At 67.2% G+C, this 23954-nt stretch carries 14 protein-coding genes; 7 read left to right on the forward strand and 7 right to left on the reverse strand.

Annotated features, from left to right (window positions below; translation table 11 throughout):
• On the reverse strand, positions 1–1353 hold a 1353-nt coding region (locus EX88_RS0120230), incomplete at its 3' end, for an amino acid permease (RefSeq protein WP_031373795.1).
• A gap of 250 nt (positions 1354–1603) precedes the next feature.
• Here EX88_RS0120230 and EX88_RS0120235 point away from each other — a divergent pair.
• A complete protein-coding gene (locus tag EX88_RS0120235) occupies positions 1604–2908 on the forward strand; it encodes a glycerophosphodiester phosphodiesterase family protein (protein WP_235186376.1) in 1305 nt (434 codons plus the stop codon).
• A 324-nt stretch (positions 2909–3232) separates the two neighbouring features.
• Here EX88_RS0120235 and EX88_RS0120240 read toward each other — a convergent pair whose 3' ends face one another.
• The 4 genes from EX88_RS0120240 to EX88_RS0120255 form a co-directional block, all read right to left on the reverse strand.
• A complete protein-coding gene (locus EX88_RS0120240) occupies positions 3233–4078 on the reverse strand; it encodes an NAD-dependent protein deacetylase (protein WP_051885362.1) in 846 nt (281 codons plus the stop codon).
• 189 nt (positions 4079–4267) lie between these two features.
• Complete coding sequence (locus EX88_RS0120245; protein ID WP_051885363.1) at positions 4268–7621, reverse strand: YadA family autotransporter adhesin; 3354 nt, start codon at positions 7619–7621, stop codon at positions 4268–4270.
• 291 nt (positions 7622–7912) lie between these two features.
• Complete coding sequence (locus EX88_RS24045; RefSeq protein ID WP_036149621.1) at positions 7913–8680, reverse strand: response regulator transcription factor; 768 nt, start codon at positions 8678–8680, stop codon at positions 7913–7915.
• 254 nt (positions 8681–8934) lie between these two features.
• Entirely contained in the window at positions 8935–11142 is a 2208-nt protein-coding gene (locus EX88_RS0120255; RefSeq protein WP_031373800.1) for a M3 family metallopeptidase, read from the reverse strand.
• Positions 11143–11370: 228 nt separating this feature from the next.
• Between EX88_RS0120255 and EX88_RS0120260 the strand changes: the two genes are divergently transcribed.
• The 4 genes from EX88_RS0120260 (at position 11371) to EX88_RS0120275 (ending at position 17630) form a co-directional block, all read left to right on the forward strand.
• On the forward strand, positions 11371–11754 hold the full coding sequence (locus EX88_RS0120260) for a VOC family protein (protein ID WP_152566390.1): 384 nt from the start codon (positions 11371–11373) through the stop codon (positions 11752–11754).
• A 79-nt stretch (positions 11755–11833) separates the two neighbouring features.
• The gene (locus EX88_RS0120265) at positions 11834–13921 is read left to right on the forward strand and encodes an amidohydrolase family protein (protein ID WP_235186378.1); all 2088 of its coding nucleotides are present in this window, start codon (positions 11834–11836) and stop codon (positions 13919–13921) included.
• Between the two features lie 359 nt (positions 13922–14280).
• The gene (locus EX88_RS0120270) at positions 14281–16572 is read left to right on the forward strand and encodes a TonB-dependent receptor (protein ID WP_430536923.1); all 2292 of its coding nucleotides are present in this window, start codon (positions 14281–14283) and stop codon (positions 16570–16572) included.
• 575 nt (positions 16573–17147) lie between these two features.
• The gene (locus EX88_RS0120275) at positions 17148–17630 is read left to right on the forward strand and encodes a glutathione peroxidase (RefSeq protein WP_031373804.1); all 483 of its coding nucleotides are present in this window, start codon (positions 17148–17150) and stop codon (positions 17628–17630) included.
• A 241-nt stretch (positions 17631–17871) separates the two neighbouring features.
• Here EX88_RS0120275 and EX88_RS0120280 read toward each other — a convergent pair whose 3' ends face one another.
• A complete protein-coding gene (locus EX88_RS0120280; RefSeq protein ID WP_031373805.1) occupies positions 17872–19071 on the reverse strand; it encodes an acyltransferase family protein in 1200 nt (399 codons plus the stop codon).
• A 153-nt stretch (positions 19072–19224) separates the two neighbouring features.
• Between EX88_RS0120280 and EX88_RS0120285 the strand changes: the two genes are divergently transcribed.
• Positions 19225–20160, forward strand: a complete 936-nt coding sequence (locus EX88_RS0120285; RefSeq protein ID WP_081931291.1) for a LytTR family DNA-binding domain-containing protein — start codon at positions 19225–19227, stop codon at positions 20158–20160.
• Between the two features lie 44 nt (positions 20161–20204).
• Here EX88_RS0120285 and EX88_RS0120290 read toward each other — a convergent pair whose 3' ends face one another.
• Positions 20205–21014 carry a ferredoxin--NADP reductase gene (locus EX88_RS0120290; RefSeq protein WP_031373807.1) on the reverse strand — a complete coding sequence of 270 codons (810 nt, stop codon included), beginning with the start codon at positions 21012–21014 and terminating at the stop codon, positions 20205–20207.
• Between the two features lie 257 nt (positions 21015–21271).
• Between EX88_RS0120290 and EX88_RS0120295 the strand changes: the two genes are divergently transcribed.
• Entirely contained in the window at positions 21272–23668 is a 2397-nt protein-coding gene (locus EX88_RS0120295) for a Tex family protein (RefSeq protein ID WP_031373808.1), read from the forward strand.
• Positions 23669–23954 lie beyond the last annotated feature (286 nt).

Below are 23954 nucleotides of genomic sequence, written 5' to 3' on the forward strand. Positions count from 1 at the left end.
CAGCCAGGTGATCGCGGCCAGCTCGGACAGCAGCCAGATCGAGAAGCCGATGCCGATCAGCGGGATCAGCGGCACCAACGGCGTGCGGAAGGCGCGGTGCAGGTCGGGCTTGCGCACGCGCAGCACCCACACCGAGGCGCAGATCACGATGAAGGCCGAGAGCACGCCAATGTTGACCAGCTTGGCGACCTCGCCGATCGGCAGGAAGCCGGCAACCAGGGCGGTGAAGATGCCGAGCACGATGGTGGGGCGGTGCGGCGTGCCGTACTTGGGGTGGATCTTGGCGAACCAGCCCGGCAGCAGGCCGTCGCGCGACAGCGAGAACCAGATGCGCGCGGCGCCGAGCATGAAGGCGAACAGCACGCTGGCGATGCCGATCACTGCCGAGATCGAGATGGCAGCGGCGATCCACGGCAGGCCGAGGCGGGTGAAGGCTTCCGAGACCGGGGCGTCGCCGCCGAGGGTGGTGTAGGGCGCGATGCCGGTCAGCACCAGCGACACCGCCAGATACAGCACCATCGACACGCCCAGCGACAGCAGCACCGCGCGCGGCAGATCGCGTTGCGGGTTCTTGGATTCCTCGGCGGCGGTGGTCAGGGTGTCGTAGCCGAACACCGCGAAGAACACCACTGCGGCGGCGGTCGCCACGCCTTGCAGGCCGAAGTGGCCGACGCCGTTGGCGTCGACGACGCGCTCGGGAATGAACGGCACCCAGTTGGCCGGGTCGATGTAGAACGCGCCGACGCCGATCACCAGCACCACCGCGATGACCTTGATCGCGACGATCAGGGTGTTGAAGCGCGCGCCCCATTCGGTACGGAACACCAGCAAAGCCGACACGCCGATCGTGGCCAGGGCCGCGATCAGGTTGAAGACGCGGCCTTCGCCGGTGCCGATGGCGCCCTGCGCCCATACCGGCAGATGGAAGCCGGCGCTGCCGAGCAGGGCCTGCACGTAGCCGGACCAGCCGATCGCGACCACCGCCACGATCAGCGCGTATTCGAGCAACAGGTCCCAGCCGATCAGCCAGGCCGGCAGCTCGCCCAAGGTGGCGTAGCTGTAGGTGTAGGCGCTGCCGGTGACCGGGATCATGCCGGCGAACTCGGCGTAGCACAGCGCCGCCGCGGCGCTGGCGATGCCGGCGAGCAGGAAGGCGAGGGCGACCGCGGGGCCGGCGTTGGTGGCGGCTTCGTGGCCGGCGAGGACGAACACGCCGACGCCGATGATGCCGCCGATGCCGATCGCGGTGAGCTGCCAGAGCCCGAGTACGCGGCGGAAATCCGTACGTTTGCTGGCCTCGGCCTGCAGTTGTTCCACCGACTTGTGCCGGAATACCTTGGCCACCAGGCTCATCGAACGCTCTCCCCGAATGATCGCCGCATCATAGCGGCTGCGGCGGGCCGCGCTTCAATACGGGACCGTTCTGGGGCGGGATCGTCAAATCGCGGCAATGCCCATGCCTGATGATGGCCGGCCTGATGATGGCCGGCCCGACGATGGCGGGTCGGGCGCGCCTGTCGCGTCGGCACTGCGTCGGCGCCGGCACGCGGGCCGGCCGGCGTGGACGCGCCTGTATGCATACGAACTAGCGGAGAATCGACCGGTGAAGCGCAGTACATCTCTTAGACTGGCCTGGATCGTCTGCGGCGCGCTGGCCGGCGCGGCAGCGAACGCCACGCCCGCCCCCGTCGCTCCGGAGTCCTCGTCCGCCGTGCAGACCGCCGATAGCCCGCGCCTGATCGTGATCGCCCACCGCGGCGCCAGCGGTTATCGCCCCGAGCACACGCTAGAAGCCTATCGCCTGGCGATCCAGCAGGGCGCCGACTTCATCGAGCCGGACCTGGTCGCGACCCGCGACGGCGAATTGGTGGTCCGCCACGAGAACGAGATCTCCGGTACCACCGACGTCGCCGACCACCCGGAGTTCGCCGACCGCCGCGTCAGCAAGGTCATCGACGGCGAGCGCCTCACCGGCTGGTTCACCGAAGACTTCACCCTGGCCGAACTCAAGACCCTGCGCGCACGCGAACGCATCCCGCAGATCCGCCCCGGCAACAAGCGCTTCGATGGCCGGTTCGAGATCGCGACCCTGCGCGAGGTGATCGCTCTGGCCAAGGAGCACAGCCGCGACGGCCGCGTCATCGGCATTTATCCCGAGACCAAGCATCCGACCTGGTTCGCCCTCGAAGGCAAGCGCATCGATGGCACGCCGATCCAGGTCTCGCTCGGCGAGAAGCTGGTGCAGACCTTGGTCGCCGAGGGCTTCACCGACCCGGCGCGGGTTTACATCCAGAGTTTCGAAGTCGCCAACCTAATCGAGCTCAAGCGCAGGATCCTGCCGAAGGCCGGCATCGACCTGCCGCTGGTGCAGTTGTACGGCGACTTCGAGCGCGACTGTCCCTACGACTTCGTCTACCACCTCGCGCACGGCAGCGACCTGAGCGCGATCTATGGCGATCTGGGCACGGCGATCCCGGGCGGCATCGGCGCCGGCACCGGCTATGCGGCGCTGACCGAAACCGCGGCGCTGAGCTGGATGCGGACGCACTACGTCGCCGGCCTGGGCCCGTCCAAGAGCAGCCTGCTGCCGCGCGTGGCCCTGCCGGCCAAGCGCGATGCCGACGGCGACGGCCATGCCTTGCTGACCACCCGCAACACCGGTTTCGTCCATCCGGTGCTCGGCCGCGCTTTGCAGCTCGGCTTGCAGGTGCACCCGTATACGGTGCGCGCCGAGGAACCCTTCCTGAGCCAGACCGCCAACGGCGTGGTCCAGAGCGCGCTCGGCGAGGCCCTGCAGCTCTACGCCCTGGGCGTGCAGGGCTTCTTCATCGACCAGCCCGACATCGGCGTGGCCGCGCGCAAGCTGTTTCTCGAACACAGCCGCATCGATCGGCGTCCGACGCCCTGAGGCCGCCGCGCCGCCGCTTCTGGGTAGGAGCGGCGTAAGCCGCGACAGAACGAAGCGGTGAAATACCACGTCTTCGTCCGCAGCCAGGGATTGCGGCATACGAAAAAACAGACGCCGATTGTCCGGGCTTCGGTTGCGGCGCTGGCGTCAACTTCTTCGGTTGGTCGCGGCTCACGCCGCTCCTACAGTCGGCGATATCGTTAGCCGAATCCCGAATCCCGAATCCCGAATCCCGAATCCCGATTCCCGATTCCCAATTCCCGATTCCCGATTCCCAATTCCCAATTCCCAATTCCCAATTCCCAATTCCCGAATCCCGCCCAATCACCCCAACGCCGCCTGCAAGGTGGCCGAGCAATCGGCTTCGAGCTTGAGCGTGGCGATGTCGTCGGCGCGGGTCACGCCGCGGTTGAGCAGGGCCAGCGGCAGGCCGGCCTCGCGCGCGGCGCGGGCGAAGCGGAAGCCGGAATAGACCATCAGCGACGAACCCACCACCAGCATCGCGTCGGCTTCGGCCAGGGCCTGCTGGGCCGCGGCGACGCGCGCGCGCGGCACGTTTTCGCCGAAGAACACCACGTCGGGCTTGACCATGCCGCCGCAGTGGCCGCACACCGGCGTGGCGAAGCGCTCGAACTCCAGGCCTTCCAAGTCGGCGTCGCCGTCGGGCAGGACCGCCGCGTCGAGGTCGACCCAATCCGGATTGCGTTCGGCCAACTCGGCTTGCACCGACTCGCGCGCACGCCGCGCGCCGCAGTCGAGGCAGACGATCTCGTCCAGGCAGCCGTGCAGATCGACCACGTCGCGGCTGCCGGCACGTGCGTGCAGGCCGTCGACGTTCTGGGTCACCAGCGCATGCGGGCCGTCGCGTTCCTGCCAACGCGCCAGCGCCTGGTGGCCGCTGTTCGGCCGTGCGCCGGCGAACGAAGGCCAGCCGACGAAGCTGCGCGCCCAGTAACGGGCACGGGCGCGGGCGTCGCCGACGAAGGCGCGGAAATCGATCGGCGGCTTGCGCTGCCAGGCGCCGTTCTCGTCGCGGTAATGCGGGATGCCCGAGCCGGTGCTGAGGCCGGCGCCGGTCAGCACGAACACCCGCCGGTGCGGGCGCAGCCACTCGTACAGGGCCTGTGCGGCGGTGTGCGCATCGCGGGTGTCGGCGGCGTTCGGATTCATTCGGGGGCGTGGTCGCAGGCGGGACAGGGCTGTGGGCTAGATGGCGGCGATGCGGTGGCTATCCAAGGTCGGCGCCGCGCCGTGGCAGCGACGGCGTGGCAAAAAGAAGACCGCCCGAATCGCTTCGGGCGGCCTGGCGTACCACGGCGGGGCGCGCGCGGTCGCCGGGGGGAGGTCAGGTTTCCGGGCTCACCACATCAGGCCGGCGCCGACGGTCACGCCGACGTCGCCCTTGGAGTTGCTGTTGCCGGAGAATTTATAGACCCAGCGGCCGTCTTCGCTGATCGTCGAGACGCCGATCGCGAAGCCGGTTTCGCCGCGGAACGAGCTCGCCGCGATCGCCGCCATGCTCTTGCCGGGCATGTAGGACTGCGGCAGCCCCGCGACCGCCATCGCCGAAGCGACGCCAGCGCTGGCCTTGTCGTCGAGCTGGCCGATCTCGCGGCGCAGGCCGTTGCCCCAGTTATCGGTGTACTGGTTGGAGGTGGTGATGGCGCGGTTGACGCCGTCGTTGAGCTGCTGGACGTTGACCGCATCGGTGTTGGAGGTGCCGGCGCGGACGTTGCGGATCTGCACCGAACTGCCGCCGTTGTTGAGGGTCACCTGAGTGGTGTTGACGCTGCCGTCGACGTTGGTGTCGTAACGCACCGTGCCGGCCTGCGAGGAGCGCAATTGGGCGACGTTGACCGCGTCGTTGTCCTGGCTGCCGGCGGCGACGTTGACGATCTGGCGCTGCGCGCTAGCGGTGCCCACCGACACCGTATTGGCGCGGTCGGCCACCGCGCCCTGGCCGAGCGCGACCGCGCCCGACGCCGTCACGCTGGCGCTTTCGCCGACCGCGACCGCATTGGTCGCGCTGGCCGAGATGCTGCTGTTGGCGCCGACCGCGGTGCTGCCGTCGGCGTTGACCCGGGCGTTGCCGCCGACCGCGGTGTCGTTGTCGCCGGCGGCGTAGGCGTCGCCGCCGACTGCGACGCCATGCTGTCCGCCGGCGCTGGCGCCGGCGCCGGCGGCGATGGCGCGCGTGCCCGCGCCGACCGAGGCGTTGCCGGTGCCGTCGATGGCGATGCGCGGTTCCGGGGTGCTGCCCGGCGGCAGATTGTCGATGCGGTTGTTGATGTTGGTCAGGCTGGCATCGACCGCGGCGAAGGCCGCGCCGACGTCCTGGTAGCTGCCGCCTTGCACGGTGAAGCTGGGTGCGCCGAAAACGCCGCCGCTGAAGCTGGTGCCGGCGCCGAAGATCGAGGCGATGCCGTCGCCGAAGCCCTGCACCTGGCCGCCGTTGACGGCCTCCAGGCTGCCGGCGGCGATCTGGCCGTTGGCGACGTTGTCCAGGGTCGTGCCGGTGCCGGCGGGGCCGCGCAGGGTGGCGCGGGTGTAGTCGGGGTTGCCGCTGCCGTCGTCGTCGTACTTCACCGCGAAGGCATCGTTGCCGGCGAGGCCGCCGTCGAGCGCGCTCAGCGCCGCGCCGACGTCGTTGTAGGTATTGCCGCCGATGACGTAGTTGGGCGCGGTGAAGCCGCCGCCGATGTTGAAGGTGGCGCCGCCGCCGAACAGCGCCGCGGTCGAGGTGCCGAGGCTGAACAACTGGCCGCCGTTGACCGCCTGCAGGCTGCCGGCCGCGATTGCGCCGCCGGCGAGGTTGTCGATCACGGTGCCGGTGCCGGCCGGGCCTTGCAGGGTGACGTTGCCGTAGTCGGGGTTGCCGCTGCCGTCGTCGTCGTAGCGCACGGCGAAGGCGTTGCTGCCGGTCAGGCCGCCGTCGAGCGCGGTCAGCGCGGCGCCGACGTTGTTGTAGCTATTGCCGCCGATGACGTAGTTCGGCGCGGTGAAGGTGCCGCCGGCGTTGAAGGTGGTACCGCCGCCGAACAGGTTCGCCACCGAAGTGCCGATGCCGAATATCTGGCTGCCGTTGATGGCGTCGAAGCTGGCGGCGGCGATCTGGCCGGCGGCGAGGTTGCCGATCAAGGTGCCGGTGCCGGCCGGGCCGCGCAGGGTGACGTTGCCGTAGTCGGGATTGCCGAGGCCGTCGTCGTCGTACTGCACAGCGAAGGCATCGGCGTTGGCCATGCCGGCATTGACCGCGGCGAACGCGTCGCCGGCGTTGTTGTAGCCGTTGCCGTCGATGATGAAGTTCGGCGCGGTCACGGTGCCGTCGGCCGCCACCGAGGCGCCGGCGCCGAGGCGCTGCGCATTGGACTGGCTGATCGCGAAGATCTGGCTGCCGTTCACCGCCTGGGTGCTGCCGGCGGCGATGACGCCCGCACCGAGGTTGGAGATGACGGTGCCGCCCGGGCCCTGCAGGGTGACGTTGCCGAAGTCGGGCGTGCCGCCGAGGTCGTCGTACTTGACCGCGAACGGATCGGCCGCGGCGTTGGCCAGCGCGCCCTGCAATTGGGCCACGTTGACCGCATCGGTGCCGGTGCTGCCGGCGGCGACGTTGGTCAGCTTGCGGGGCGAGCCGGCTGCGCCGATCGAGACTTCGCCGGCCGAGGTTTGCGGCGCGACCAGGCCGAACGCGGTGTAGCCGCTCTGCGCGCCGATCGCGGTGCTGGAGCCGGCGCCGAGCGCGACGCTGTTGGCGTGGGTCGAGGTCGCGCCGAAGCCGAGGATGGTCTGGCGGTTGGCGTTGCCGAAGCTGTTGTCGCCGATCACCACCGAATTGCCCAGGCGCGCGGCGTAGTTGGTGTCGGGGCCGCCGACGAAGCCCTGCGAGGCCGCGGTGACGGTCGGCAGCTGATGGCGGGCGTTGGTGCCCATGACGATGGTGTTGGAGCCGTTGGCATAGCTGCCGTCGCCGATGATGACCTGGTTGTTCTGCGCGGCATTGGTGCTCCAGGTGCAGGCCAGGCCGATGATCACGCACGAGGCGTTGTTGTTGTTGCCGGTGTAGTTGCTGTCCTGGAACTGGATGTAGCTGTCGGACTGCACCGCGCCGATCAGAGTCAAATGGTTCGCGGGCTGGTTGCCGTCCAGGTCGAGTACGTTCGGCGCCTGCACCAGGTTGAGGATCAGCGACAGATACGAATAATTGAAGTTGGCGCGATCGATGGTCAGGCAGCCGCTGCCGAGCAGGCCGCATGCTTGATAGTCGTTTCCGAGCAGCCAGTTGCTGAGGTAGGCGTTGATGCCGGGCAGGCTGTTGTTGGCCGGGTCGGGCGGTTGGATCACGCTCATGGGCGAGGCCATGCCGCCGTCGTCGAAGGCCATCGAATCCCAGGTGGAACTGTTGGGTATGCCGTCGAACACCAGCGGCAGCAGCGGCGCTTCCTCGTCGAGCAGTTCATCGCTGGCGGCCGGTTGTTCGCCGTTGGAAGACGAGGTGTCTTCGCTGCTTTCGATCGCAGGCGCGGCCAGTGCGGAGCCGTCTTCGGCGGCGCTGGCGAACAAGGGCGTGGCGGCCAGGCCTAGCGCGAGGCACCAACAGGCGGTCGATCGAAACAGGGGCGTGCGCGTCGTTCGCAGGCCGTGGGTGCGGATGTCGTGCGTGGCTGCCGATGCGGTGGTCAGAAGCATTCCGTTCTGCGTGTCGCGCTGATTCATGGCAACAGTCTCCGTCTACGATCGTTGCGGTGAGCCGATCGATAGCGCAGGACGGAGCGCACGCCAGCCGGCCGTTATGGCCGCGATTCGTTCTTCGTCCCCGGGTATCGCTGCTGCCGCGTTCGCTGGCACGGCAGGCATCGGCTGATGCAGGCTAGGTAGCCCATCTACGCAATACACTCATGCAGCATCACCTTCACTCACGCGAGATCACGCAAGCGAGTATGTGATTTGGACAGTTGTCGACGTCGGCCGCCCCCTGCGGCCGCTATGAAAGTCCGCAGTGACTATTCAATTGTTCGCGCGCACGATGGTGCACAGATAACCCATGCCGCGCACGGCGCGCAGAGGCAACGGCAAGGGGCTCATCAGCGCGACTTTCTTGCGCAGACGATAGATCAGCATTTCCAGGCGGTGCGGGTCGAAATCGTAGACATCGCTGGTCAAGGAACCGATCAGACTGTCGTGCGAAACCGGATGGCCGCCGGCGCCGGTATTGACCAGGCGTAACAAGACACTGCGCTCGGGCGCGCTGAGGTCGATGGAAGATCCATCCGGCGTGCGCAGGGTCCAACCGTCGAGGGCGAGTTCCCATTCGCTCAGGCCGGCGCTGCTGCGCGACGGCATCGCACGCATGTGGTGTTGCAGGCTGTGCATCGCGGTGATGACTGCGGCGAGTCCGTCGAGGTCGACCGGTTTGGGGAAACAAGCGTCGGCGATCTCGCGATAGGACTCGGTCTGGCAGCCGTTGCCGGCATCGGCATCGAGCATGACGATGCCGGTGTCGGAATGTTGGCGCAGGTGCAGGGCGACCGTGCGCGGATTGTCGTCGGGCAGGTCGCTGGCGATCACTGCGATATCGCAGGGCGAACTGAGCAGGTTGCGGTATAGCGCGGTGGCGTTCGCGCATTCGACGACGGCGAACTGGCGCATCTGCAGCGAATGCAGGATCTGTTGCCTCAACATCGGGTCGCGTTCGACCAGCGCGATGCGTCGGTCGTTGCGGTTGGAACTGGAACCGGACGAGCTTGCGGCTTGGACCACGGAGATGGCGGCCATCCTGATGTCCCCTGTTGATCGAAATCCTGTCGTTTCGCTTGCGCGCACCGACGCCGTCGATATCCAAAATCAGGTTAGTTGGGCTCCACTTGGACCGAATGTGACATAAGTCGAGCTTCGTCGAAAGTGCGGAAATTCTTTGGAAATCTTTAGATCGTGATAACGGTGGTTATGTGCCTTCCAACGACAAAAAGGCCGCCCACCGGACAGGTGGGCGGCCTTTTGCGTTGCAAAACCTGAAGGGCGGGCCTGAATTATTTATTCTTGGGTTCGCCGGCCGCCGGGGCGGTCAGGCCGCGGCGCTCCAGCAGGGGCTCGATCTTCGGCTCATGCCCGGCAAAATCGCGGAACAGCTGCAGGGCGTCCTTGCTGCCGCCGCGCGAGAGCAGGGTGGCGCGGAAGCGGTCGCCGTTCTCGCGGGTCAGGCCGCCGTGCTGCTTGATCCACTGCACCGTGTTGGCGTCCAGGACTTCCGACCAGATGTAGGCGTAGTAGCCGGCCGCGTAGCCGCCCATGATGTGGCTGAAGTACGGGGTGCGGTAACGCGGCGGCACCGGCGTGTAATAGATGCCGTCCTTCTTCAGCGAAGCGGTCTCGAAGGGCATCACGTCCTTGGCCTTCGGCACCTGGGCGGCGTCGCCGATCTGGTGCAGGTTCTGGTCGAGCATGGCCGCGCCGAGGTACTCGGTGGTGGTGAAGCCCTGGTTGAACTTGGAAGCGGCCAGGACCTTGTCCAGCAGTTCCTTCGGCATCGGCTCGCCGGTCTGGTAGTGCTTGGCGTAGTTGGCCAGCACCGACGGCCAGTCGGCCCACATCTCGTTGACCTGCGAGGGGAACTCGACGAAGTCGCGCGGCACGCTGGTGCCGGAGAAGTAGGGGTACTTCACGTTCGAGAACATGCCGTGCAGGGCATGGCCGAACTCGTGGAACATGGTGGTGACCTCGTCCCAGGTCATCAGGGTCGGCTTGCCGGCCGGCGGCGCCGGGATGTTGAGGTGGTTGGCCACCACCGGCAGGGTGCCGAACAGTTCCGACTGGTCGACGTAGGAGTTCATCCAGGCGCCGCCGCGCTTGGAATCGCGCGCGTACATGTCGGCGATGAAGATCGCCAACTGCTTGCCGTCGGCGTCGAACACGTCGTAAACGCTGGTGTCCGGGCGGTACAGCGGCAGGTCGGTGCGCTGCTTGAACTTCAGGCCGTAGAGCTGGCCGGCGGCGTAGAACACGCCGTTCTCGAGCACGTTCTTCATCTCGAAGTAGGGCTTGAGCTGGGCTTCGTCGAAGGCGAACTTTTCCTTGCGAACCTTCTCGGCGTAGAACGCCCAGTCCCAGGGCTCGAGCTGGAAGCTCTTCTCGCCCTTGGCGGCCTGTTCCTTGTCGATCATCGCCTGCAGGTCGGCGGCTTCGCGCTTGGCGTTGGCGACCGCGGCCGGGGCGAGTTGGCCGAGCATGTTGTTGACCGCCTCGGGGTTCTTGGCGGTCTCGTCCTCGAGCACGTAGGCGGCGTAGTTCGGGTAGCCCTGCATCTTGGCGCGTTCGGTGCGCAGGGTGACGACCTTGGACACCAGCGCGGTGTTGTCGAAGGCGTTGCCGCGGCTGTTGCGCGCGACCGAGGCCTTGTGCAGCTTCTCGCGCAGGGCGCGGTTGGTCAGGTCGGTTTCCGGGGGCTGGCCGGTGGTGTTGAGCAGGGTCAGCAGGTACTTGCCTTCCAGCTTGCGCGCCTTGGCCGCTTCGGCCGCGGCGGCGATGCGCTCGTCGGACAGGCCGTCGAGTTCGGCCTTGCTGTCGACGACGATGGCCGAGTCCTTGACCTCTTCGAGCACGTTCTCGCTGAACTTGGCGCCCAGTTCGGCCAGTTCGGCGTTGATCGCCTTCAGACGGGTCTTCTGCGCGTCGCTGAGGTTGGCGCCGCCGCGGACGAAGTCGGTGTAGTAACGCTCGACCAGGCGCACGCCCTCGGCGTCCAGGCCCAGCGAATCGCGCTGGCCGTACAGGGTCTTGATGCGTGCGAACAGCTTGGGATTGAGGTTGATCGCATCGCGGTGGGCCGACATCTTCGGCGCGTATTCCTGCATGAGCTTCTGCCGCACCGGGTTGGTGTCGGTGCTCATCAGGTTGAAGAAGGTCGAGGTCGAGCGGGCGAGGATGCGGCCCGAACGCTCCAGCGCCAGGATGGTGTTGTCGAAGCTCGGCGCGTCGGCGCTGTTGGCGATCGCGTCGATTTCCTTGAGCTGGTCGGCCATGCCGCGATCGAAGGCGGGCGCGAAATCGGCGTCCTTGATCTTGTCGAACTGCGGGAACTGCAGCGGCAGCGGGCTCTCCTGGAAGAACGGGTTCGCGTTCGATTGAGCGTTGGCGGTCACGGCTTGGTCTGCTTTGGTCTGGGCCTGGGCATTGTGGGCAAGGCTGGTACCGGTGGCGAACAGGGCCACGGCCAACGCCAGCGCGAGGGGATGCTTCATCGTGCGGAACCTCGTCAATAGGAACCTTAAAGCCTAACCGACCCCGGGCAGGGGCGGCCCGTGACGAAAGGCATGGCCGCCCGGGGCGGGCCCGCGAGGCCGGGCAAAGCATGACCAAGGGGCCAGGTTCGCCGGCGGCGGCCGGTTTACACTCCGGCGCAGTTCATCAGGGAGCGGGGCGATGGCGCAGGGCAGCCGGCACACAGGACGGGCGTCAGGACGGGCCTCGTGACGGCGCCGAGCGCACAGCGTTTCGTGCCGATGCTGCACGTCGCCCAGGTGCCGCGCGCGGTAGCCTTCTACGCCACCTTCGGCTTCGCTATCGGCAACGCCCACTACGAGCCCTCCTGCGGCGACGATCCGGTCTGGGTCTCGCTGCAGAGCCCCGGCGGCGCCGAGCTGATGCTGGTGCTGGCCGACGGGCCGGTCGACGACACCGTTCAGGCGGTGCTGTTCTACGTGTATTGCGACGACGTCGCGGCGATGCGCGAGCGCGTGCTCGCCGCAGGTATCGACGCCGGCGCGATGGCCTATCCGTTCTACCGCCCCAAGGGCGAGTTCCGGGTCAGAGACCCGGACGGTTACGTCCTGATGGTCACGCATCACGACTGAAAGCTTTCGCACTCCAGTTAAAGCTTTTGCATTCCAGGTTTCTGCCTATTCCATGCTGTTTCTTCCGGAGCACGATCCGATGCCTCAACTGCCGATGTCCCGTTCGACCCTGCGCGCGCCGCGCCTGCCCTCCGTCGCCCGCCTGGCCCTCGCGGTCTGCCTCGCCTCGGGTTTCGCCACCAGCGCCTTCGCGGCCGAGACCACGCGTTACCTGGCCCTGGTCGACGGCGGCAAGCAGGCCGGCCAGCAGGTCGTGACCCGGGCCGACGACGGCACCACCACGGTCGATTTCATCTTCAAAGACAACGGCCGCGGCCCCGAGCTCAAGGAAACCTACACGCTGGCGAAGGACGGCACCTACCAGACCTACCAGGTCCAGGGCACCTCGACTTTCGGCGCGAAAGTCGACGAGAGCTTCCGCCGCGAGGGCGACAAGGCGGTGTGGAAGTCGCTGTCCGATTCGGGCGAGGCGACCGTATCCGGTCCCGGTCTGTACGCACCGCTCGGCGGCACCCCGGCCGGTTTCTCCGTGGTGCTCAATGCGCTGGCCAAGCGCAGCGACGGCAAGCTGCCGCTGCTGCCCAACGGCAGCCTGAGCGCGCGCAAGATCGACGAGGCCGAAGTCACTCGCGACGGCAAGACCGAGAAGGTGCAGCTGCTGGCGATGACCGGGCAGGGCTTCACCCCGAACTTCGCCTGGGCCACCACCGGTGCGGAACCGCGCTTGTTCGCCTTCATCTATCCCGGCTATCTGCAGCTGATCGAGGAAGGCTGGCAGGGCAACGCCGCGGCCCTGGAGACCCGCCAGAAAGCCGCCGAAGGCAAGCTGTTGGTGGATTTGCGGCAGAAGCTCGGCCACCGCTTTTCCGGCACCACTCTGCTGCGCGACGTGCGCGTGTTCGACAGCGAGAAGGCCCAGCTCGGCGAGGCCACCGACGTGGTCGTCGCCGACGGCAAGATCGTCTCGGTCGGCAAGGCCGCGGCGTCGCTGAAGTACGACCGCAGCGTCGACGGCGGCGGCCGCGTGCTGATGCCGGGCCTGTTCGACATGCACGGCCACCTGTCGCGCTGGGACGGCGGCCTCAACATCGCCGCGGGCGTGACCACCGTGCGCGACATGGGCAACGACAACGCGACCCTGCAGCAGATGATCGGCGAGATCAAGGCCGGCACGCTGTTGTCGCCGAACGTGGTGCCGGCTGGCTTCATCGAGGGCGAGAGCAATTTCTCGGCGCGCAACGGCTTCGTCATCAAGGACATCGCCGGAGCCAAGTCGGCGGTCGACTGGTACGCCGCCAACGGCTATCCGCAGGTGAAGATCTATAACTCCTTCCCGAAGGAGCTGCTGCGCGAGACCGCGGCCTATGCGCACAGCAAGGGCCTGCGCGTCAGCGGCCACGTGCCGGCGTTCATGCGCGCCCAGGACGTGGTCGACCAGGGTTACGACGAAGTGCAGCACATCAACCAATTGCTGCTGAATTTCTTCGTCGACGACAAGACCGACACCCGCACCCTGCAGCGCTTCTACCTGGTCGCCGACAAGGCCGCCGACCTCGACCTGGATTCCAAGCCGGTGCAGGACTTCATCGCGACCCTGGCGAAGAAGCAGATCGCGATCGACCCGACCCTGGCGACCTTCGAGTTCCTGCATCAGCGCGACGGCGAGTTGTCGCCGATCGTCGAGGGCATCGCCGACCACCTGCCGCCGGACGTGCAGCGTGGTCGTCGTTCGGCCGAGATGAACATCCCCGACGATGCGACCGCGGCGCGCTACAACAAGTCCTACGCCAAGGCGGTGGAGTTCGTCGGTCGCGCCTACAAGGCCGGCGTGCCGCTGCTGGCCGGCACCGACGAGGTGCCCGGCTTCACCCTGCAGCACGAACTGGCCCTGTACGTGCGCGCGGGCCTGACCCCGTCGCAGGCCTTGCAGGTCGCGACCTGGAACGCGGCCAAGGTCGCCCGCGTGCTCGACGATCGCGGCTCGGTGACGGCCGGCAAGCGCGCCGACCTGATCCTGATCGACGGAGACCCGACCCGCGACATCGCCGACATCCGCAAGGTCTCGTTGGTGCTGCAGGGCGACACCGCCTACTACCCGAGCGAGGTCTACGACGCCCTGGGCGTGAAGCCCTTCGCCGCACCGGCCAAGGTCGCCGCGGCGAAGTAAGCCGAAGCAAACCCGCCCGAGCGGTTCGCGGCCCTGAGGTCGTCCCCGTGGCGGTTCCAGTACTCCCAGGCCGTTCCCCCCTTTGAAAAGGGGGGCAGGGGGGATTTGCTCTTGCCCAACTGCCAAGCCCGCCGATCGGCTAGAAAGCCCATTCGAGCACGGGCTCTTTAATGGTTTGGTAACATTCGCCGGTCAATGAGCCGCCACCGGCGCGGGCAGTCCGCGTCACGGCCGTCAAGGGACGGTCCGATCGCCCATCGCCGTACGCGCGTGCCCGAGGGAGCACGACGGCGGCGGTTTCCCACGAACTGGCGCCCCACGCGCCGCGTCCATCGAGAAACCCGACCATGTTCCAGCACTTGCGTGCTCTCCGCAGCCCTGCGCCCCGTAGTCACGCCCTGGCCGTCGCTATCGGCCTGACCCTCGCTTCCGCCACCGTTTTCGCCCAGGAGCCAGCGCCCGCCACGGCTGCACCGGCCGAAGGCGAGGCCAAGACCCTCGACGCCCTGATGGTCACCGCCCAGCGCAAGGTCGAACGCGCCAAGGACGTCCCGGTCGCGCTGACTACGGTCGACCGCGAGAAGCTGCACGTGCTCGGTTCCGGCGGCGGTGATATCCGTTTCCTGTCCGGCCGCCTGCCCAGCCTCAACATCGAGTCCTCGTTCGGCCGCGCCTTCCCGCGTTTCTACATCCGCGGCCTGGGCAATACCGATTTCGACCTCAACGCCTCGCAGCCGGTCTCGCTGGTCTATGACGACATCGTCCTGGAGAACCCGCTGCTGAAGGGCTTCCCGGTGTTCGACCTGGAGAACGTCGAACTGCTGCGCGGCCCGCAGGGCACGCTGTTCGGCCGCAACACCCCGGCCGGCGTGGTCAAGTTCGAGTCGGCCAAGCCGACCCGCGAGCTGGAAGGCTACGGCCAGGTGTCCTACGGCACCTACGGCACCACCAATTTCGAAGGCGCCATCAGTGGCCCGCTGGGCGCCAACTGGTCGGCCCGCGCTTCGGCGATGTACCAGCGCCGCGACGACTGGGTGACCAACACCAATCCGAACGCCCGCAGCAACGGCGAACTCGAAGGCTACGACGAATCCGCCGTGCGCCTGCAGCTGCAATACGACGGCAGCGACACCTTCAACGCCTTGTTCAACGTCCACTCGCGCCACCTCAACGGCACCGCGCGTCTGTTCCGCGCCATGCTGTTCAAGAAGGGCACGAACGATTTCGCCGACGGTTTCGACATCGACGAGGTCGGCATCGACGGCCGCAACTCGCAGAAGCTCGACAGCTACGGCGCCAGCGCGCGCCTGAGCTGGGAACTGCCGAACGAGCTGACCCTGTACTCGATCACCGGTTACGAAACCGCCGACTCGTTGAGCCGCGGCGACATCGACGGCGGCGTCGGCGCGATGTTCCTGCCCGGCGGCAGCACCCCGGTCGGTATTCCGTTCGCCGCCGAGTCGGCCGACGGCCTGCCGGACCACCGCCAGTGGACCCAGGAATTCCGCATCGAATCGAGCTACGCGGGTCCGCTCAACTGGCAGGCCGGCCTGTTCTATTTCGACGAAGACATCACCGTCGACAGCCTCAACTACGACAGCCTCGCCGGTGGCGTGCAGGCCGGTCATGCCCAGCAGAAGCAGCGCAACAAGGCCTGGGCTGCGTTCGGCTCGCTCGAATACGACGTGACCGAGCGCTTCAAGCTGCGCGGCGGCCTGCGCTACACCCAGGACAAGAAGGACTTCAGCGCCAGCGTGCTGCAGAGCGCGCCGTTCGGTGCGCCGGTGTCGGGCCCGTTCAAGGTCCGCACCGACGTCGACGACGTCAGCTGGGACATCAGCGGCGTGTTCCAGGCCACCCCGGACATCAATCTGTACGCGCGCATCGCCAAGGGCTTCCGCGCGCCCAGCATCCAGGGCCGCCTGCTGTTCCAGACCCCGCCGCAGCCGTCGGTCGCCGACGCCGAGAAGGTGATTTCGTACGAAGCCGGCCTCAAGGCCGACCTGTGGGACAAGCGCGCACGTCTCGGCGTCGCCCTGTTCCGCTACACCGTCGACAATCAGCAGCTCAACGCGGTCGGCGGCGCGCTCAACCAGACCATCCTGGTCAACGCCGACAAGACCCTCGGCCAGGGCGTGGAAGTCGACCTCGACGCCTATGTCACCGACAACCTGATGGTCACCTTCGGCGCCAGCTATAACGACACCGAGATCCAGGACAGCAACCTGTTCGTGGCTCCCTGCGGCGGCGGCTGCACCGTCACCGATCCGACCGTAGTGCGCAACGGCCAGACCCTCGCGGCGATCGACGGCAACCCGCTGCCGCAGGCGCCGAAGTGGGTCTACAACGTCACTGCGCGCTACAGCCTGCCGCTCGCCAACGGCAACGAGTTCTACGTCTACACCGACTGGGCTTACCGCAGCGAAGTGAACTTCTTCCTGTACGAGGCCCGCGAGTTCCGCGGCAAGGACCTGCTCGAAGGCGGCCTGCGCATCGGTTACCAGTGGGACAACGGCCGTTACGACGTGGCTCTGTACGGCCGCAACATCCTCAACGAGAAGCGTGCGGTCGGCGGTATCGACTTCAACAACCTGGTCGGTTTCGTCAACGACCCGCGCATCGTCGGTGCGGAGTTCAAGGCTTCGTTCTGATCCGAGCCTGCATTGCGATACTTCGAACGGCCCGCCTCGTGCGGGCCGTTCGTTTTTTGTGGGCGAAGGGATGCGCATGCGAGCCACTGGCTCGCGCATCCATGAACGCCAGGGCGCCATGCGCCCTGGCCGGGCCGGGCCGGGCCGGGCCGGGCCGCAGAGACTTCAGAGCGATGTCGCGGTAAAGCCCTGGATCCCCGCCTTCGCGGGGATGACGGCAAGAGCGAAACGCTGCTGCCTGGAGGCTCGACACCGTGCTCGTCGTCCCCGCGTAGGCGGGGACCCAGAGACTTCAGAGTGAGGTCGCGATAAAGCCCTGGATCCCCGCCTTCGCGGGGATAACGGCAAGAGCGAAACGCTGCTGCCTGGAGGCTCGACGCCGTGCTCGTCGTCCCCGCGTAGGCGGGGACCCAGAGACTTCAGAGTGAGGCCGCGGTAAAGCCCTGGAACCGGCCTTCGCGGGGATGACGGCAACAGCGAACTGGATGCAGCTGCAACCTCAAAGCCGTATCCAGCCCCCAGACACCGCCACCGCGAAGCGTTATGGTGCGTCCAGTCCCCAGGGAGTCCCCGCGATGACCACCGCCTACGATTTCTCAGCCGTCGACATCGACGGTCAGAACCAGTCGCTCGATCGCTATCGCGGCAAGGTGCTGCTGATCGTCAACGTCGCCTCGAAATGCGGGTTCACCCCGCAGTACACCGGCCTGGAAAAACTCGAGCGCGACTATGCCGCGCGCGGTTTCGAAGTGCTGGGCTTTCCCTGCGACCAGTTCGGCCACCAGGAGCCCGGCAACGAGGCCGAGATCAAGGAATTCTGCTCGCTGACCTACGAGGTGAGCTTCCCGCTGTACGCCAAGATCGACGTCAACGGCGATCAGGCGCATCCGCTGTGGAAGTGGCTCAAGGACGAGAAGGGCGGCTTCCTCGGCATCGACGCGATCAAATGGAATTTCACCAAGTTCCTGGTCGGCCGCGACGGCACCGTCATCAAGCGTTATGCGCCGACCGACAAGCCCGAATCGATCGCCGCCGACATCGAGAAAGCGCTGGCCTGAGGCGCACGCAGCGCTTTAGGGTAGGAGCGGCGTAAGCCGCGACCGCGTCGGCGGCCGAAGCAGCGCGGTCGCGGCTTGCGCCGCTCCTACCCAGAAGCCGCCGGTACGGCCACGTCGAATCGGCAGCGCACGCTTTACGGAGTAGGAGCGGCGCAAGCCGCGACCGTGTCGGCGCAACGACGTCGCAGCCGACACCCGCCGACGGACCAGATCGCCGCCGCGTCGCTCGTATCCCAAGCCATTAGGCGGCCTCCGCCGCTTGTGGGGTCGTCCTGTTCGATAGCGAGATCTGCGGACGCTCGCGGCGCCACGCCTTCAAACCGAAACAAGGCCGCAGCCACGTCACGCGCCGGATCGCTTCGTGCAGCGCCCAGCAACCGAGCACGGTGCCGAGCAGAACGATGGCCGGCTCGACGACCGCGCCGAACTTGAGCGGCAGCACCCAATAAGCGATCAGTACGGTCAGGCTTTGGTGCAGCACGTACCAGGGGTAGACCGCTTCGGTGGCCCAGGGCAGCCAGCGGAACGGGCGGTTGAGCAGATGGTGCGACCAGCCCAGGATCGTGCAGATCGCCGCCCAGATGTACAGGCTGCGCACGGTCCAGATTGCGTACTGCACGCTGTCGGGCACGTCCTCTGGCAGCAGCCGGATCATCGCCAGGTAGGCCGCGAACAGCGCCAGCGCCCAGGCCAGGGTGCGGCGGCGCAGGTGCAGCAGTTCCTGCCACAGGCCGGCCTCGTTGCCGAGCCAGTAGCCGTAGAGGAACACGGTGAAATAGATCGCGTGGCGGTACCAGTCGTGGATCAGGTCGCCGGTTTCCTCGAAATGCGGCTGCAGCAGGATCGAGCCGAGCGCCAGCGGCAGCGCCGGCAACACGACCAATTTCCAACGGCGCAGTGCGGCCAGCGCGGCATGGGCGCGGCGGCCGACGCCGTTGCGGAACAGCGGCAACACGGCCGCGAAGACCAGGGTGTAGACCCACAGATAGACCAGGTACCACAGGTGGTTCCAGGTAAAGCCGTACTCCCAGCCGTCGAAGGCCTCCGCCGGCCAGGGCTGGAAGCGGTAGTAGCGCAACAGGAAGTCGACGAAGCCCGGCTCGACCAGGCCGTTCGCCACGCCCTGGGCATAGGGCTGGATCGGCACGACCACCAGGCAGCCGAAGGTCAGCGGCAGCAGCAGCCGCCAGCTGCGTTGGGCGACGAAGCGGCCGAGCGAGCTGCCGCGCAACAGGAAGTGCACCGACAGGCCGGAGATCAAGAAGATCAGGTCCATGCGCCAGCGGTTCACGAACAGCATCGGCAACTGCAGGGTCTCCGACAGGTGCGTGCTTTTGAGGTGCCAGCCCCAGTCGGCGACGTAGAGCATCGCCCAGTGATAGAGGATCAGCAGGGCGAAGGCGAGGGCGCGCAGGGCGTCGATGTCGTATCGGCGTTGCATGGGCGGTCACGGCAGTGGCGGAGCCGCAAGCCTGTGGCGACGGGCGTCGGCGAGCGATGCCGGGGTGACCGATGGCGGTTCATGGGGACGAATCGCGGTCCCCAGGGGACGACCGGTCGTCGCGTGCGACGGTCGCCGGGCGAGAATGCGCGCATGAACGACGATGTGTCCCCGATCCCCGCGGCCGCCAGCGCCGCCGCCCTTCCTCCCGCCCGTCCGGCCGTCCCGCCCAGCGCCTGGGACCGCTACCAACCTTGGCGCCGCACCGCCGAGATCCTGGGCTGGGTGATCCTGTTCGGGGTCAATGCGGTCGCCGGCAGCCTGACCACCTTGATGGACATCCGTCGTGCCGGCCTCGACATCCCGAATTGGGCGCCGCCGGTCTGGGAGGGCAGCAGTTGCCTGGTCGCGCTGGCGCTGGTGCCGGCCCTGGTCTGGTACACGCGCCAGGTCCCGTTCCATGTCGATACCTGGCGCCGCGCCGTGGCCCTGCACCTGCTCGGCAGCGTGGCCTGGTCGGTCGCCCACGTGACCGCCATGGTCGCCATCCGCAAAGCGGTCTACATCGGTCTCGGCGAAAGCTACGACTTCAGCCCCTGGGCGGCCGAATACGTCTACGAATACCTCAAGGACGTGCGCTCCTACACCTATATGGTGGTGTGGATCGAGGCATATCGCTTGTTGCTGCGCCGTTGGCAGGGCGAAGCCAGCGTATTGACCGTCGCCGACGACGTGCCCGAGCCGGTCGTTCCGGAACGGCCGGAGCGCTTCCTGGTGCGTAAGCTCGGCAAGGAGTTCCTGATCGCCGCAGCCGAGGTCGAGTGGCTGCAGGCTTCGTCCAACTACGTCAACCTGCATCTGCGCGGACGCGACTATCCGCTGCGCACGACCATGGCCGGCATCGAGACTCAGCTCGATCCGGCCCGCTTCGTGCGCGTGCACCGCAGCTATATGGTCAACCTGGATTGCGTCGGCGAGATCGAGCCGCTGGAAAGCGGCGATGCGCGCATCACCATGAGCGACGGCACCCGCATCCCGTGCAGCCGGCGTTACCGCGGCGCCTTGCGCCAGGAGCGGCGCGCGGCCTGAATGGCGCGCTCTGTCGCGGCGGGCGTCGTGCCTGCCGCCCGGGTTTATTTCTCGACGAAGGCGCGCTCGAACACGTACTGGCCCGGCGTGCCGATGCGCGGCGAGGCGGTGAAGCCGCGCTGGTCGAGCACGCCGCGGAAATCGGCCAGCACCTGCGGGCTGCCGCAGATCATCGCGCGGTCGTGCTCGGGGTCGAGCGGCTCGATGCCGAGCAGGTCCATCATCCGCCCGCTTTCCATCATCTCGGTCAGGCGGCCGCGCTGGTCGCGGCCGGCGTACTCGAAGGCCTCGCGAGTCACGGCCGGGCAGTACTTGAGCTTGGCCGCGATTTGCTCGCCGAGGAACTCGTGGTGCGGCAGCTCGTTGACGATGTAGTCGCGGTAGGCCAGGTCTTTCTCGTTGCGCACGCCGTGGCAGAGCACCACCTTGTCGAAGCGCTCGTAGGTCTCCGGGTCTTTGATCACCGACAGCCACGGCGCCAGGCCGGTGCCGGTGCCGAGCAGGTACAGGTTGCGGCCCGGATGCAGGTCGTGGACCAGCAGGGTGCCGGTGGGCTTGCGCCCGATCAGCACGCTGTCGCCGGGCTGGATCGACTTCAGGCGCGAGGTCAGCGGGCCGTTCGGCACCTTGATGCTGAAGAACTCGAGCTGCTCTTCCCAGTTCGCGCTGGCGATCGAATAGGCGCGCAGCAGCGGCTTGTGCGAGCCGTCCGCCTGCTCGACCTGCAGTCCGATCATCACGAACTGGCCGTTCTCGAAGCGGAAACCGTCGTCGCGGGTGGTGGTGAAGCTGAAGTAGTCGTCCGTCCAGTGACGGACGTCCAGCACCGTTTCGGTGCCAAAAGCGGAGGACATGCGAGGATCGATCGGGTGGAGCGGGGCGCACATTGTACCCGAGCGATGAGAACGGTTCTTAAAGAGAGGAGTGAGTGGAGAGGGGTGAGGAGCGAGCAAAGCCGATACCGCCTCGCTCCCGCTTACTTCTCACTCCTCTCGGCTCGTTTTCTCATCCGCCCGCCCCAAAAACCCAGTCCTGTCAATGGGTTTCGCCTTCACGCCGGCATTGCGACAATCGCCCGGTCCCCCGCCAGCGGGGTAATCGATTGGAAACGATGCAAGACCAGAACACGCAGTCCGCGCAGATCGCAAACAAGATCGCCAAACTCATCGCCGTCGAGATCGGCGCCCAGACCGCCCAGGCCCTGTCCGCCATCGCTTTGCTCGACGAAGGCGCGACCGTGCCCTTCATTGCCCGCTACCGCAAGGAAGTGACCGGCGGCCTCGACGACATCCAGCTGCGCGACCTGGAATCGCGTCTGCGCTATCTGCGCGAGCTCGAAGACCGCCGCGCCGCGGTGCTCGAAAGCATCGCCGAGCAGGGCAAGCTGACCGACGAGTTGCGCGGCGACATAGAAGCGGCCGACAGCAAGGCGCGCCTGGAAGACTTGTACCTGCCGTACAAGCCAAAGCGCCGCACCAAGGCCCAGATCGCCCGCGAAGCCGGCCTGGAGCCGCTGGCCGACGGCCTGCTGGCCGACCCGACCCTGAGCCCGGAAGCCTTCGCCGCCGGCTTCGTCAGCGAGGAAAAGCAAGTCGCCGACGTCAAGGCCGCGCTCGAAGGCGCACGTGCGATCCTGATGGAGCGCTGGGGCGAAGACGCCAGGCTGGTCGGCGAACTGCGCGGCTGGCTGACTGAGGTCGGCGTGATCCGCGCCCGCGTCGCCGAAGGCAAGGAAGCCGAAGGCGCCAAGTACCGCGACTACTTCGACCACGCCGAATCGCTGGCGAAGATCCCCTCGCATCGCCTGTTGGCCCTGTTCCGCGCCCGTCGCGAAGAAGTGCTGTTCCTCGAACTCGAGCCCGGCGCCGATGCCGAGGCCGGCCACGCCTACGGCGAAGGCCGGGTCGCGCTCAACGCCGGCATCGCCGACCAGGGCCGCGCCGCCGACCGCTGGCTGCTCGATGCCTGCCGCCTGACCTGGCGCGCGAAGCTGCACCTGCACTTGTTGCTCGACCTGTTCGGCCAGGCCCGCGAGAAGGCCGAGGCCGAAGCCATCGACGTGTTCGGCGACAACCTCAAGGACCTGTTGCTGGCCGCGCCGGCCGGCCCGCGCGCCGTGCTCGGCCTCGACCCGGGCCTACGCACCGGGGTCAAGGTGGCGGTGGTCGATGCCACCGGCAAGTTCGTCGCCCACGACACCATTTACCCGCACGAGCCGCGCAAGCAATGGGACCAGTCCCTGCACACGCTGCGCGCGCTGTGCATCAAGCACGGGGTCGAACTGATCGCGATCGGCAACGGCACCGCCTCGCGCGAAACCGACAAGCTGGCCGCCGACCTGATCAAGCTCGTGCCGGAAGCCAAGTTGACCAAGGCCGTGGTCAGCGAGGCCGGCGCCTCGGTGTACTCGGCCTCCGAGTTCGCTTCCAAGGAATTCCCCGATCTCGACGTCAGCATCCGCGGCGCGGTCTCGATCGCGCGGCGCCTGCAGGACCCGCTGGCCGAACTGGTCAAGATCGAACCCAAGGCGATCGGCGTCGGCCAGTACCAGCACGACGTCGATCAGTACCGCCTGGCGCGCGCGCTCGACGCCCGCGTCGAGGACTGCGTCAACGCGGTCGGCGTGTACGTCAACACCGCCTCGGCGGCTTTGCTGGCGCGGGTGTCGGGCCTGTCGAGCACGGTGGCCGAGAACATCGTCCGCCATCGCGACGAGAACGGCCCGTTCGCCTCGCGCAAGGCCTTGCTCAAGGTGCCGCGCCTGGGCGACAAGACCTTCGAGCAATGCGCCGGCTTCCTGCGCATCGTCGATGGCGAGCAACCGCTCGACGCCTCGTCGGTGCACCCCGAGGCGTATCCGGTGGTCGAACGCATCGTCCAACAGTGCGGACGCGAGGTGAAGCAGTTGCTCGCCGACCCGCAGTTCGTGCGCACCCTCAAGCCCGAGCAGTTCACCGACGATAAGTTCGGCGTGCCGACCGTGCGCGACATCCTCAAGGAAATGGAAAAGCCCGGCCGCGACCCGCGTCCCGAGTTCAAGGCCGCGCGGTTCGCCGACGGCGTCGAGGACCTCAAGGACCTGCAGGTCGGCATGATCCTCGAAGGCGTGATCAGCAACGTCGCCGCGTTCGGTGCCTTCGTCGACATCGGCGTGCACCAGGACGGCCTGATCCACATCTCGGCCTTGTCGGACAAATACGTCAAGGACCCGCGCGAGGTGGTCAAGGCCGGCGATGTGGTCAAGGTGCGGGTGTTGGAAGTCGACATCCCGCGCAAGCGCATCGCCCTGACGCGCCGTCTCGACGACGCCGTGCCGGCGCCGCGTCCGGCCGGTGCGGGCGCCGAACGTAACGAGCGTAGCGACCGCAATGGCGGGCGCGGCAACGACCCGCGCAGCGGCCGTCGCGATGCGCCCCCCGCGCGCGGCGGCTCGTTCGCCCCGAAGGCCGCCGCGCCGATGGGCGGCGCCCTGGCGGATGCGTTCGCGAGGGCGAAACAGAAGTCCTGATTGGCCAGCGTTTCGGTTTTTTGCGGCAACCGGAAGCCGCCTCCTTGCAAAAGGGGGCGGCTTTTTTGTGGGGCGAATAGTAGGTGGCGCTGGTGGAGACGACGTCGTTACCGCTTAGCTTCAGCTTCGGCTTTGGCTTCGGTTGCCTTGAAGATTTTTCTGTTGCCGTTGCAGTTGCCGTTGCCGTGCGTCGTATCGACCTTGCGAAGGCAATAGAAGACCCGGAGGGTGGCCTGCATGGATGCAGGCCGTTTTTCATCGGGACAGGGATGTCCCGTATGAAAAA

This window comes from Lysobacter antibioticus (assembly GCF_000731095.1).
GTDB classification, from domain to species: Bacteria; Pseudomonadota; Gammaproteobacteria; order Xanthomonadales; family Xanthomonadaceae; genus Lysobacter; species Lysobacter antibioticus_B.

Coding starts and splice junctions, on each gene's coding strand:
- EX88_RS0120240 (WP_051885362.1), bottom strand. CDS start 4,078: ATGAATCCGAACGCCGCCGACACCCGCGATGCGCACACCGCCGCACAG.
- EX88_RS0120245 (WP_051885363.1), bottom strand. CDS start 7,621: ATGAATCAGCGCGACACGCAGAACGGAATGCTTCTGACCACCGCATCG.
- EX88_RS0120255 (WP_031373800.1), bottom strand. CDS start 11,142: ATGAAGCATCCCCTCGCGCTGGCGTTGGCCGTGGCCCTGTTCGCCACC.
- EX88_RS0120285 (WP_081931291.1), top strand. CDS start 19,225: ATGAACGACGATGTGTCCCCGATCCCCGCGGCCGCCAGCGCCGCCGCC.
- EX88_RS0120295 (WP_031373808.1), top strand. CDS start 21,272: ATGCAAGACCAGAACACGCAGTCCGCGCAGATCGCAAACAAGATCGCC.
- EX88_RS0120265 (WP_235186378.1), top strand. CDS start 11,834: ATGCCTCAACTGCCGATGTCCCGTTCGACCCTGCGCGCGCCGCGCCTG.
- EX88_RS0120290 (WP_031373807.1), bottom strand. CDS start 21,014: ATGTCCTCCGCTTTTGGCACCGAAACGGTGCTGGACGTCCGTCACTGG.
- EX88_RS0120280 (WP_031373805.1), bottom strand. CDS start 19,071: ATGCAACGCCGATACGACATCGACGCCCTGCGCGCCCTCGCCTTCGCC.
- EX88_RS24045 (WP_036149621.1), bottom strand. CDS start 8,680: ATGGCCGCCATCTCCGTGGTCCAAGCCGCAAGCTCGTCCGGTTCCAGT.
- EX88_RS0120275 (WP_031373804.1), top strand. CDS start 17,148: ATGACCACCGCCTACGATTTCTCAGCCGTCGACATCGACGGTCAGAAC.